Source organism: Microbacterium sp. TNHR37B (assembly GCF_001620065.1).
Classification (GTDB): Bacteria; Actinomycetota; Actinomycetes; order Actinomycetales; family Microbacteriaceae; genus Microbacterium.
The window spans coordinates 1,013,069-1,025,353 of the sequence record NZ_LQGV01000001.1 but is presented as its reverse complement, the minus strand read 5'-3'; the positions used below and the strand labels follow the sequence as shown (position 1 = coordinate 1,025,353).

Annotated in this window: 8 protein-coding genes; 1 reads left to right on the top strand and 7 read right to left on the bottom strand. The window is 71.1% G+C overall.

Annotated elements, in window-relative coordinates; translation table 11 throughout:
* Nucleotides 1–69: 69 nt before the first annotated feature.
* The 6 genes from AVP41_RS04945 to AVP41_RS04920 all read right to left on the bottom strand — a co-directional run bounded on the left by AVP41_RS04945 (nt 70) and on the right by AVP41_RS04920 (nt 6,725).
* The gene (locus AVP41_RS04945) at nt 70–1,158 is read right to left on the bottom strand and encodes a sugar ABC transporter substrate-binding protein (RefSeq protein ID WP_067162811.1); all 1,089 of its coding nucleotides are present in this window, start codon (nt 1,156–1,158) and stop codon (nt 70–72) included.
* A gap of 157 nt (nt 1,159–1,315) precedes the next feature.
* Nucleotides 1,316–2,482, bottom strand: coding sequence for a sugar ABC transporter permease (locus tag AVP41_RS04940; RefSeq protein WP_082829098.1), 1,167 nt, complete (start codon nt 2,480–2,482; stop codon nt 1,316–1,318).
* 38 nt (nt 2,483–2,520) lie between these two features.
* Nucleotides 2,521–3,324: an ATP-binding cassette domain-containing protein gene (locus tag AVP41_RS04935; RefSeq protein ID WP_067162809.1), complete on the bottom strand. Its 804-nt coding sequence runs from the start codon at nt 3,322–3,324 to the stop codon at nt 2,521–2,523.
* A 50-nt stretch (nt 3,325–3,374) separates the two neighbouring features.
* Nucleotides 3,375–4,433: a sugar ABC transporter substrate-binding protein gene (locus AVP41_RS04930; RefSeq protein ID WP_082829015.1), complete on the bottom strand. Its 1,059-nt coding sequence runs from the start codon at nt 4,431–4,433 to the stop codon at nt 3,375–3,377.
* Between the two features lie 31 nt (nt 4,434–4,464).
* Entirely contained in the window at nt 4,465–5,652 is a 1,188-nt protein-coding gene (locus tag AVP41_RS04925; RefSeq protein WP_082829097.1) for an ROK family transcriptional regulator, read from the bottom strand.
* An 89-nt stretch (nt 5,653–5,741) separates the two neighbouring features.
* Nucleotides 5,742–6,725, bottom strand: coding sequence for a Gfo/Idh/MocA family protein (locus tag AVP41_RS04920; protein WP_067161540.1), 984 nt, complete (start codon nt 6,723–6,725; stop codon nt 5,742–5,744).
* 66 nt (nt 6,726–6,791) lie between these two features.
* Between AVP41_RS04920 and AVP41_RS04915 the strand changes: the two genes are divergently transcribed.
* Nucleotides 6,792–8,138 (top strand): M20/M25/M40 family metallo-hydrolase, encoded by a 1,347-nt coding sequence (locus AVP41_RS04915; protein ID WP_067161537.1) that lies wholly within the window; start codon nt 6,792–6,794, stop codon nt 8,136–8,138.
* A gap of 48 nt (nt 8,139–8,186) precedes the next feature.
* Here AVP41_RS04915 and hrpA read toward each other — a convergent pair whose 3' ends face one another.
* Entirely contained in the window at nt 8,187–12,221 is a 4,035-nt protein-coding gene (hrpA, locus tag AVP41_RS04910) for an ATP-dependent RNA helicase HrpA (protein ID WP_067161534.1), read from the bottom strand.
* Nucleotides 12,222–12,285 lie beyond the last annotated feature (64 nt).

Sequence of the window (12,285 nt, the reverse complement as noted above, 5' to 3'; positions counted from 1 at the left end):
TGTGGTCGGGTGTGCGTGACGGGAGGCGTCGCACCGTCCCACGATGCGACGCCTCCCGGGGGACGGCGGTTACTTGACGCCGAACTCCTCGCACTTGTCGGCCAGGCTCACACCCTCGATGTCGCCCGTGCAGATCTCGTCCGCGGAGGCGTCACCGGCGGCGACGACGTCCTTGACCTGCTCGGGACCGACCAGCTGCGGGGTGACGGCGATGTACGGGGTGCCGTCGTCGAGCTTCTGATCGGCGCTGACGCTCTCGCCCTTCAGCAGCGCGGTGGCCACCTCCACGGCCTTGTCGGCCTCGAGCTTGACCGGCTTGTAGACCGTCGCCGTCTGCCATCCCGTGAGGATGTTGCGCAGGCCCTCGAGGTTCGCGTCCTGACCGGAGACCGCGACACCGGTGAGCCCCTTGTCCTGGAGCACCTTGATGACGCCGTCGGCGTTGGTGTCATTGGCGGCCCAGACGCCGTCGACCTTGCCGTCGTTGGCCGTCAGGGCCTGCTCGAAGTTGGTCTGCGACTTCGCGCCGTCCCAGACACCGGTGGGCTCGGCGACGGGCTTGATGCCGGCCGCCTCCATGACCTCCACGGCGCCGCTGCGGAACATCGCGGCGTTGCCGTCGGTCGGGTCGCCGCCCATGTAGAACACCTGAGCGGTCTTGGGGTCCTTGCCGGCCTTCTTGAGTCCGTCGAGCACCGTCTGGCCCTCGAGACGCCCGACCTCCACGTTGTCGAACGACACGTAGTAGTCGGCGCCCTTGAACGGGCGGTCATAGGCGACGACCGGGATGCCCTGGCCCTTGGCCTTGGTGGCCACGCCTTCCGCCGCGCCGTTGTAATCGACGAGCAGCATGACGCCGCAGCCCTGGGTGAGCTGCTGGTCGGCGATCGTCGTGTACTTCGAGACATCGCCCTGCGCGTTCTGGATGTCGACCTCGAAGCCGGCGCCCTCGAGCCCCTCCTGCAGGTACTTCCGGTCGAAGTTCTCCCAGCGCGGGGAGGAGGCGGCGTCGGGCAGGATCACGCAGGCGCGGCCGGCGGCGGCCGGCGGTTCGCTGCCGTTGCCGCTGGATCCCGGGGAGGGGGTCGTGCTGGAACAGCCGGCCAGCAGGAGTGCAGCGGTGCCGAGAGCGGCAGCCGCCAGGAGAGACTTCTTCATCATTCGCCTTCCACATCGAATTGCGAGTCGAGGATGCGTCTTCGCATCTGGACCGATCTTTATGTGTTCAAGTCTTGGAGTCAAGATGTGAACATAAAGAACTGGTATCGGTCTGAGCGCGTTCGCCAGGTGAACGCAGAGGGGAACCCCCGGAACGTCAGGCGCGGCCGACGGCGGCGCGCGTGCGACGAGACAGCGAGTCCACGATGACGGCGAGCACCAGGACGACGCCGGTGACCACGAAACGCACCGAGGAGTCCAGGTTCAGCAGCGTCAGGCCCGAGCTGATCGACTGGATGACGATGACGCCCAGGAGGGCGGCGAAGGCGGTGCCGCGGCCGCCGAAGAGCGAGACCCCGCCGATGACGGCGGCGGCGATCGCGTTGAGATTGATGTCGCCCGTGCCCGAGCTCTGATTGGCCGCCGCCAGGCGCGCGGCGGCGAGGATCCCGCCGACGGCGGCGAGGGTCGTGCACAACGTGAAGACGGAGAGATAGATCCGCTCGACGCGGATGCCCGCACGCCGCGCGGCTTCGACCGAGCCGCCGACGGCGTACACGGCGCGGCCCCACCGGGTGCGGGAGAGCACGAGGTGAGCGGCCACGACGAGGGCCAGGAAGAACACGAACATCACGCCCACCCCGCGCGACAGGTTGAGATACCAGGTGGCGCCCGAGAGGACGACGAGGAGCAGGCCCGTGCGGATGGAGATCTCCACACCGCTCTGACTGACGAGGTCGGCGGCGGCGCGGCGGCGCGCGCGTCGTCGGAGCGAGAGGGCGTAGGCGGTCACCGTGAGAGCGACCAGGACGTAGGACAGCCACGGCGGCAGGAACATCTGCTGCGCGAACTGCACGATCCACGAGTCGAAGGGGAGGTTGATGGATCCGGTCTCACCCAGCACCCACAACTGGGCTCCCAGCACCCCCAGCAGCCCTGCGAGCGTGATCACGAAGCTCGGCAGGCCGAAGCGGGTGAACAGCAGTCCGTAGAGGGCGCCGACGGCGGCGCCGGCGGCGAGGGCCGCCAGCAGCGCGAACACGAGTGGCCATCCTGCCTGCACGAAGGTGACGGCGAGGACCGCACCGGCCAGCCCCGAGACCGAGCCCACCGAGAGGTCGATCTCGCCGAGGAGGAGGACGAGGACGATGCCGAGGGCGATCGTGCCGATCGACGCGCATTGCATGGTGAGGTTGACGAGGTTCGTGGAGGAGAGGAAGACGGGGTTCAGCGCCTGGAAGACGCCCCAGATGACGATGAGGCCCGAGATCACCGGAAGGGCGCCGAGGTCGCCGCCGCGGATGCGGGCACCGAGGGCCTGCATCCGGCTCCGGAAGCTCGGCTGCTCGAGGGTGTCGGCGCTCACGGCGCGGCTCCCGGCCGCCGCCGCGCGGACAGCGGGATGATCTCGCCCTCACCGGCCGAGGGACGCGGGGGCGGCGGGACCCGCCGGGTGAGGTCGAGAGCGCCCGTGATCGCCGCGATCAGGGTCTCGCTCGTGACGTCGGCCGCAGTGAACTCGCCGTTGTTGCGGCCCAGGCGCAGCACCACGATCCGGTCGGCGACGGCGAGCACGTCGGCCATGTTGTGACTGATCAGCACGACCCCGTGGCCGCGTTCGCGCAGCCGCTCGATGAGGTTGAGCACTTCGGCGGTCTGGGCGACCCCCAGTGCCGCGGTCGGCTCGTCGAGGATCACGACGCGCGGCTCCCCGATCAGCGAGCGGGCGATCGCGACCGTCTGTCGCTGCCCGCCCGACAGGGCGGCCACCGGGGTGCGGACGGAGGGGATCTTCGCGGCGATCTCCCGCAGGAGCGCCCACGTGCGCTGCTCCATCTCCACTTCGTCCAGGGAGCCGTCGGTCACCAGCTCCCGGCCGAGCCACAGGTTGGCGACGACGTCGAGGTTGTCGCAGAGCGCGAGGTCCTGGAACACCGTCGCGATTCCGAGGTCCTGCGCGTCGGCGGGGCTTCCGATGTGCACGGGCTCCCCGTCGAACTCGATCGTGCCGCTGTCGGGCGGGTGGACGCCGGCGAGCACTTTGACGAGGGTGGACTTTCCGGCCCCGTTGTCGCCGATGAGGGCCACCACCTCGCCCTCGTTGACCCAGAAGTCGACGTCGGTGAGCGCTTTGACCGCCCCGAAGTGCTTGCCGATGCCGCGCATCGTCAGCACGCGCTCTCGGTGGCGACCGGTGCGGGTCGGGGAAGGGGTGGTCACGGGGTGTCGTCCTCACGAATGCCGGCGGCGGTGCACGCGGCCTCGTATTCGCGGGTGCAGATGTCTGCGACCGACCAGAAGCCGTCCGCCACGATAGTCGACATGATGTCGTCGACGGTCACCGCGACGGGGGTGAGCAACGTCGACGGGGTGCCGTCGACCTCCGTGTCGCCGACGACCTCCCGTCCCTCCACGAGATCGACCGCGACGTCGGCGGCGCGCTGGGCCTGCGGACGAAGCGCCTTGTAGACGGTCATGTACTGGTCGCCGGTGAGGATGCGCTGCACCGCGGTGAGCTCGGCATCCTGGCCCGTGACGATGGGCAGCGGCGTCACGTCGGCGGCGCGCAGAGCGGCGATCGCTCCGCTGGCGGTGCCGTCGTTGGCGGCATACACCGCGGCGATCCGATCGCCGTACTGGCTGATCTGCCCGGCCACCCAGTCCTGCGCTTTGTCGGGACTCCAATCCGGGGTCGCGTATTCGGCGAGTACGCGCACGTCGTTCTCGGCGAGCACGCGGAGCGCGCCCTCGCGGAAGAGGGCAGCGTTGCTGTCGGTGGGTGATCCGTTGACCATCAGCACGCCGCCGTCGGGATCTCCCTGGTCCGCCAACGCCTGGGTGAGGGCCTGGGCCTGCAGTTCCCCGACGCGGACGTTGTCGAACGAGACGTAGTACGCCAGGCCTCCGCCGTCGACGAGCCGGTCGTAGGAGATCACCGGCACGCCCTGCGCGCGGGCGGCGTTGACGATCGTGGTGGCGGCCTTCGCGTCGACCGGGTCGAGCACCAGCACCTTGACCCCCGCGGCGAGCGCGGATTCCGCCTGCTGCTGCTGCTTGGCCGCGTCCTGATCGGCGTTGGCATAGAGCACGTCGTAGTCGCCGCGCTCGGCGACCCGCTCCTCGAACACCGGACGGTCGAAGGTCTCGTACCGCGCGGTCTTCTTGTCGGGCAGCAGCAACGCGATCTCGGGACCGCCCCCGGGCGCACCGCAGGCGACGAGGGATGCCGAGGTCAGCGCCGCGATCAGGAGGACGGCGAGGGTGCGACGGTGCACGTGAGGTGATCTCCTCGGGTGTCGGGGTGGTTCACGCGAGGCGGGTGACGACGTCGGCGTCGACGCTCACGTGGTCCAGGGCCAGCGCGATCGCTCCCCGCGTCTCGCCCCACTCGCCGAAGGACGCGGCGACGATCTCGGGCAGACCTCCCGCCGCGACGAGCGCCGATCGCTCCAGCGCGTGGCGCATCGGGGCCATGAGGATCTCGCCCGCCTGGGCCAGCTCGCCACCGACGATGATCCGCTCGGGATCGAACAGGTTGCACAGGCTCGCGACCGCGATGCCGATGTGGCGGCCGGCATCGGCGATGACGCGTTGCGCGCTGCTGACGCCGGCGTCGGAGGCGGCGAGGAGGTCGGTGAGGCGCTGCATCCCCTCGCTCTCGGGGAACAGGGCGAGAAGCGCCGGGGCGGCGGCGTACATCTCGAGGCAGCCGCGGTTGCTGCACCGGCACACCGGGCCGTTCTCGTCGATCGTGACGTGACCGATCTGCCCGGTCTTGCCGCTCACGCCGCGGAAGAGGTCGCCGTCGACGATGAGGCCGGCGCTGATCGTGTGACCGACGCGGACGAACACCGATGAGCTGACGCCGCGGTTGGCGGCCTCGCGGGCCTCGGCGAGACCGCCGAGATTGGCTTCGCTGTCGACGAAGACCGGGCGCCCGACGCGGGCGGACAGACTCGCCGCGACATCGACGCCCTCCCACCCCGGGAGAAGGCCCGGAGTGGAGACCATGCCGGTGCGCGGGTCGATGGGGGCGGGAAGGGCGACCCCGATGGCCAGCAGATCGGTGAGCTGGCCTCCGAGCGACTCGATCATGTCGCCGAGAAGGAGCGTCAGCCGGTCCAGCTCTGCGTCGTGGCGGTGACCCGGAGCGAGGGGCACCACGGTCTCGGCGACGGTGGCACGGGTGGCGTCGGCGATGGCGAGGTGCAGCTGGCGGGTGCTGAAGTGCGTCCCGGCCACGAGGCCCACGCGCCGGGCGAGCGAGACGAGGGTCGCCCGTCGTCCGCTGCGTGAGGTGAACGACGTGTGGAGCACCCCTGCGGAGGTCAGCTCCTTGACGATGTTGGAGACGGTGGCGGGGGACAGTCCCGTGCTCCCGGCCAGTTCGATCTGCGTCAGGCGGCCATGCCTCTTGAGGGACTCGACGACACGAGTCCTGTTCGCTTCCCGGAGCGATGACTGCGAACCGGGCGGAGGATTCCGGCCTACCACGAACGACACTGTACCGGTCCGAGGGTCGGATCCGCCCCTGATCGGCACTTCTCGACCGGTTCGGGACGCTGTCCCGTCCCGCCCGCCGGTCACCGCTTCTCGGGGTAGACCACGCCGATCTGCGAACGGATCTCGTCGAGGCTCGCCATGATCGCGACGCTCTCGGAGAAGGGGAGCACGTCGCTGTCGGTGCGTCCCTCGGACAGCAGCTTCTCGGCGTAGAGAGCCTGGAACTGCATGCCGCGACCCTCCACCTCCGACCGGTGCTCCTCGAGGACGGCACCGTCATGACCGACGACCCGGAACGAGGTCGGGGTGTACCAGACGCGGTCGATCTCGATCCGCGCCTCGGTGCCCACGATGTGTGCGATGTTGGGTCCGGCCGCGCGGGACGAGGTGACGAAGGACGAGACCGCACCCGACGCATGGGTGAGGGAAGCGGCGACCTCGGTGTCCGCGCCGGTCTCGCCCAGTCGACCGCTCGCGCGGAGTGAGGTGGGGGCGCCCAGCACATCCCAGATGAACGACATCGGATAGATCCCGAGGTCCAGGAGCGCGCCGCCGCCGAGCTCGAGCGCGTTGAGACGGTGGGACGGATCCGAGCTGATGCGCTGGGTGTGGTCCGCGAAGACGGTACGCACCTCGCCCAGCGTGCCTTCCGCGAGGATCTCCCGCAGCCGCACCATGTGCGGGAGGTAGCGGGTCCACATGGCCTCCATCGCAAGGAGCCCGGCATCGGCGGCGACGTCACGGAGCGCCGTGGCCTCGTCGGCATCGAGGGTGACGGCCTTCTCGATCAGCACGTGCTTGCCCGCCTGGAGGGCCAGGGCGGCGTCTTCGAGATGACGGCCGTGCGGCGTGGCGACGTAGACGATGTCGACGTCGGGGTCTGCCACGAGGTCTTCGTACGAACCGTGAGCGTGCGGGATCGCGAACTCCTCCGCGAACGCGCGCGCCGCCTCGGGGCGACGCGATCCCACCGCTGCGACCGTGAGGCCCGCGGTGCGCAGGTCGGAGGTGAAGGCGTGGGCGATACCGCCCGTGGCGAGGATGCCCCATCGAATACCGGTCATGCTCCGAGCCTAGTGACCCGCCGGGCCCCGCCCGTCGGAGAGCGGTGCGCGACGTAGTCTCGAGGCATGCGAGCCCCCCGCCCCGATGCCGCCGCCGTCGATCGCTTCCGCGAGCTCCTGCGGATCCCCACGATCTCTCACGCCGATGAGAGCGCGACCGACGGGGCGGCCTTCGACGAGTTCTCGGCGGCCGTGGAGCGTCTCTACCCCCTGCTCCACGCCCAGCTGGAGCGGGAGGTGGTCGCCGGGCATTCCCTCCTGTACCGCTGGCGCGGCCGCAGTGAGGCCGGCTGCTTGGTGCTGATGGCTCACATCGACGTGGTGCCGGTCGTCGAGACGGACTGGCAGCACCCGCCGTTCGACGCGGACATCGTCGGAGAGGGTGAGGCGGCGGAGATCCATGCCCGCGGAGCGATCGACGACAAAGGGTCGCTGGTGGCGATCCTCGAGGCGGTCGAGGGCCTCGTCGCGTCCGGCTTCACGCCGGCGCGCGACGTGTACCTGGCCTTCGGGCACAACGAGGAGACGGCGGGAGACGGCGCGCAGGCGATCGTCGCGCTGCTGCGCTCCCGGGATGTGCGCCCGGGGCTGGTGCTGGACGAAGGCGGGGCCGTGGTCGAGGGTGCGGTCCCCGGCGTCACGGTGCCCACCGCGATGGTGGGCGTCGCGGAGCGGGGCGTCATGACACTGATCCTCACCGTGCGCGAGGACGGTGGCCACGCCTCGACACCGCCCGCCCTGCCCGCGACGGCTCGGCTTGCCCGGGCGATCCACCGCCTCCATCGTCGCCCCTTCCCTCCGCGGATCACCGCACCCATCCGCGCCATGTTCGCCACCCTCGCGCCCCACGCGCGGCGACCCCTGCGCCTCGTGTTCGCCCGCATGGGCGCGTGGGGCCCGGTCATGGCGCGGATCTTCCCCCGCCTCGGACCGGAGCTGAACGCGATGGTACGCACGACCGCCGTCGTCACCGAGCTGTCCGGGGCGCCGGGGGAGAACGTGCTGGCGGCCACGGCGCGGGCGGCGGTCAACGTCCGCCTTTTGACGGGCGACACCGTCGCCGGCGTCACCCAACGTGTGCGCCGGGCGATCGGCGATGATGCCGTCGACATCGAGGTGCGGCACGGCTCGGACCCCTCCCCGGTGTCGCCGTGGCAGGGAGAGCCGTGGCGGCGGATCGCGACCGCCGTCTCCGTCGCGGTGGGGGCGGAGGTCGTCACGACGCCCTACCTCCAGTTGGGAGCCAGCGACAGCCGCTGGTTCACCGCCCTCAGCGCGCATGTCTACCGGTTCACGCCGTTCCACCTCACCCGCGCCGAACGCGATGCCCTCCATTCGCACGACGAGCGCATCCGCATCTCGTCGTGGCTGAGGGGGATCGACTTCTATCGGGAGCTCCTCGCCGCCAGCTGACGGCGGGGAGGGTACTCGTCGGAGCCGGCGCGATCGCGTCCCGCTGATTCAGTCGCGCCCGGACAGGGCCTTCGCGATGCGCTGCGGCGAGACGGGCTCGGCCGTTCCGCGCTGCTGCGCGTAGAGGCTCACGCGGAACTCCTCGAGGAGCCAGCGCGTGCGCGAGAGGGCGGGGGGCGCGTCGGGAGCGAGCGGGAAGGCGCCCCCGGCGTCGAGGTAGCCGGCAGCGGCCCGCTCGTACTCCGTCATCCGCTGCCGGTCGCGTCCCGGATTGTCGGCCAGCGTCGACAGCCGGTCCAGAGCGCCCTGGAGGTAACGGGGAAGGTGCGCGAGGCGTGCCAGGCCGGTCCGTGCGACGAAACCGGGATACACCAGCCCCGCGAGCTGGGCCTTGAGGTCGCCGAGAGCAGTCAGGAGCGTGAGGGAGTTCTGAGCCTTGATCCCTCGTTCGACGTCGCGCGCGAGGGTGAGGATCCGCGCGGTCAGCGACACCGCCTGGAAGAGCTCGTCGACGATCGCCTCGGACAAGGCGTCGCGGACGAGCGCGAACTGCGCCTCGGTGCGAACGACCTGCGCCGTGCGGGCCATCACGGCGTCGGCGACGGCGACCCGGGCGTCCTCGATCAGGGCTTTCGTCGACGGGTACGGCGAGGTCGCCAGGGCGAGCTTCTCCGCCGAGGTGAGATGGTCCAGGACGTAGGCCGTGGGGGAGGGCACGGCGAGGAGGAGGAGGCGCCGGACGCCGTCGTGCGTGAGCCTGGTCGCACGCTCCGCGCTCGCCTCGATCCGCAGCGACACCGAGTCTTTGTCGTCGGACAGGGCGGGGTACCCGCGGACCACTCCGCCGGCCACCTTCGTGTCCACGACCTCGGGGAGGGTGCCCACGTCCCACGTCGTGATGCCCGACCTCTCCACCACCGTCGGCGCTCCGCCGCTGCTCGATGCCGCCGCCGCAGGGCCGACCGTCGCGGCGCCCGGCCCCGGGCGGGCCGCCGCCGCGGGCCCGGCGCCGCGCGACAGCGAGCGCGCGACGGACGCGCGCGCTCGCCCCGAGAGCCGGTCCTGCAGTTCGCGCAGATCGCGGGAGGAGCCCAGCGCCCGCCCGCGCTCGTCCACCGCCCGGAACGACATCAGGAGGTGCGGCGGCACGCGGTCCAGCTCGAAGTCGTCGGGGGTGACCGGCTGATTCGCCACGCGCTGGATCCGGGACGCCAGCGCGGCGCGCAGCGTGACCGGGGGCACGCCCTCGTGGGCCTCGGGGCCGGAACCGGCGATCTCGGCGCCGAGGGTCGCCGCCCAGTCGGCCGCGGGCACGACGTGTCGGCGGATGGCCTTGGGGAGGGCGCGCAACAGCGCCGTGATCAGCTCGTCGCGCATTCCCGGCACCTGCCAGTCGAAGCCGTCCGGGGTGATCTGCGCCAGCAACGGCAGGGGGATCACGACGGTCACGCCATCGTCGGGTGCACCCGGTTCGAACCGATACGCGAGCGAGAGCACCTGGTCCCGCTGCTGCCACCGCGCCGGGAAGTCGCGCGCGTCGGAGCGAGAGGACGCATCGACGAGGTCTGCCTCGCTCAGGTCGAGGAGGCGCGGCGTCCGTGACGACGCATCGCGCCACCACGTCTCGAACGAGCGGACGTCGAAGACGTCGCGGGGGATGCGCGCGTCGTAGAAGGCGAAGACCGCCTCGTCGCCGGCGAGGATGTCGCGACGACGTTCGCGTTCCTCGAGCTTCTCGAGGCGCCGGCGGAGCTCCAGGTTCCGCCGCTCGAAGGCGGTGAGTCGCTTGTCGAGGTGATGGATGTTCCACTCGCCGTCGACGAGGGCGTGACGCACGAACAGCTCGCGAGCGAGGTCGCGGTCGGTGCGCGCCAGCTGCACGCGGCGACGCGGGATGATCTCGACGCCGAACAGCGTGACCTTCTCGGCGGCCACGGCAGCACCGGCGTCCTTGGACCAGTGCGGATCGCTCAGGGTGCGGTGGGCGAGGTCGCCGGCGAGGTCCTCCGCCCAGGCCGGATCGATGGCCGCCACCGTGCGCGCGAACAGGCGGGAGGTCTCCACCAGCTCGGCAGCCATGACCGCGTCCGGAGCGCTGCCGCGCTTGCCGGCCGACCGCAGTCCCGATCCGGGGAAGATCGCGAACCTCGCTCCCCGCGCTCCGCGGTACTCCGCCAGCGGCCGGCGCTTGCGGTCGGAGGTGGCCGAGAGGGTCCGGGTGTCCAGAATGCCGATGTGTGAGAGCAGGCCCGAGAGGATCGCGCGATGGACGGCGGAGGGATCGGCGGCGGCGCCCGACGTGTGGTCCGCGGCGCCCTCCCGAGCGGACGCGTCGGGGACGCCGTCGCCGCGGCTGTTCCGTCCGCGCCGGTCGCCCGCGGCGCCCGGGCGGGTGAGGGTGCGCAGCTGCCGGTGCACGTCGAACCATTCCCGCACGCGTACGTAGTTCAGGAACTCGGTGCGGCACAGTCTGCGGAAGGCGCTGGAGCCGAGTTCCCGCTGCTGCTCCTGCAGGTAGTTCCACAGGTTCAGCAGGGTCAGGAAGTCGCTCGTCGGATCGACGAAGCGCGCGTGCGCGCGGTCCGCCGCCTCTCGGCGGGCACCGTCGTCAGCCGAGGGGCGCTCGCGCACGTCCTGGATCGACAGCCCCGACACGATGGCCAGGACGTCCCGAGTGACCCCGAGCGTGCGCGCCTCCAGGAGCATGCGGGCAAAGCGGGGGTCGATCGGCAGTCGCGCGATCTCGCGACCGATCTTCGTCAACCGCACCTCGTCGCCACGGCGCGTGACCGCGCGCAGTTCCGTCAGCAGATCCAGCGCGGCGCGCACTCCGCGCGCGTCGGGCGGCGTGAGGAAGGGGAAGTCCGAGATGTCGCCGAATCCGAGGGCGAGCATCTGCAGGATCACGGCGGCCAGCGATGTCCGCAGGATCTCGGGTTCGGTGAACTCCGGACGCCCGAGGAAATCCTCCTCCGCGTACAGGCGGATCGCGATGCCGGGCGAGGTGCGACCCGCGCGCCCCGAGCGCTGCTGAGCGGACGCCTGCGAGATCGCCTCGATCGGCAGGCGCTGGATCTTGGACCGGGCGCTGTAGCGCGAGATGCGGGCGGTTCCGGCGTCGACGACGTACCGGATCCCCGGCACCGTGAGGCTGGTCTCGGCGACGTTGGTGGCCAGGATGATGCGCCGGCGCACGCCCGGGACGGTCGACGGCTCGAAGACACGGTGCTGTTCGGCAGCGGAGAGCCGGCCGAACAGCGGAAGAACTTCGGTCGGACGCGCGTCGCGCGCATACATGCCGCGCACGGCATCGGCGACGTCGCGGATCTCGGCCTCGCCGGGGAGGAAGACCAGCACATCGCCGTCGGGCTCGCGGTCCAGCTCCCGGAGTGCCCGCAGCAGGGTGTCGACGTCGTCGCCGTCGCCGGTGTCGCCATCGGCCTGCGACGGAGTCGACGCCCCACCCTCGGTCACCTCGGCGACGGCGGGCCGGTAGCGGATCTCGACGGGGAAGGTCCGACCGGACACCTCGATCACGGGTGCCGGATGCTCAGGATCGCGGGCGAAGTGCCGGGCGAAGCTCTCCGGGTCGATCGTGGCCGAAGTGATGACGACCTTGAGGTCGGGGCGCTCGGGAAGGATGCGGGTGAGGTAGCCGAGGAGGAAGTCGATGTTGAGGGACCGCTCGTGCGCCTCGTCGATGATGATCGTGTCGTAGCGCCGGAGCAGGCGGTCACGGTGGATCTCGTTCAGCAGGATGCCGTCGGTCAGGAGCGAGATCCGGGTGTCGGCCGAGACCTGGTCCGTGAAGCGCACCTTGTAGCCGACGAGCCCTCCCAGCGGCACCTGGAGCTCGCGCGCGATGCGTTCGGCGATCGTCCGCGCGGCGAGTCGTCGGGGCTGGGTGTGCGCGATGTTGGTCCGTCCCAGCTCGAGGCAGATCTTGGGAAGCTGGGTCGTCTTGCCCGATCCGGTGGCCCCCGCCACGATGACCACCTGGTGCGCGTCGATGGCGCGCGCGATCTCGTCGCGTGCAGCGCTGACGGGCAGCTCGGCGGGATAGGAGATCACGGGCGTGGGCATGACATTCCATCGTAGGCCGGGCGGTGCGGGCGGTCGCCGCGTGGGGAGACTCGCGGACACGGGA

Bases quoted from the DNA above. Each gene is read 5' to 3' on its own strand.
- AVP41_RS04915 (WP_067161537.1), top strand. From the start codon at position 6,792: ATGCGAGCCCCCCGCCCCGATGCCGCCGCCGTCGATCGCTTCCGCGAG.
- AVP41_RS04940 (WP_082829098.1), bottom strand. From the start codon at position 2,482: ATGCAGGCCCTCGGTGCCCGCATCCGCGGCGGCGACCTCGGCGCCCTT.
- AVP41_RS04945 (WP_067162811.1), bottom strand. From the start codon at position 1,158: ATGAAGAAGTCTCTCCTGGCGGCTGCCGCTCTCGGCACCGCTGCACTC.
- hrpA (WP_067161534.1), bottom strand. From the start codon at position 12,221: ATGCCCACGCCCGTGATCTCCTATCCCGCCGAGCTGCCCGTCAGCGCT.
- AVP41_RS04935 (WP_067162809.1), bottom strand. From the start codon at position 3,324: ATGCGCGGCATCGGCAAGCACTTCGGGGCGGTCAAAGCGCTCACCGAC.
- AVP41_RS04920 (WP_067161540.1), bottom strand. From the start codon at position 6,725: ATGACCGGTATTCGATGGGGCATCCTCGCCACGGGCGGTATCGCCCAC.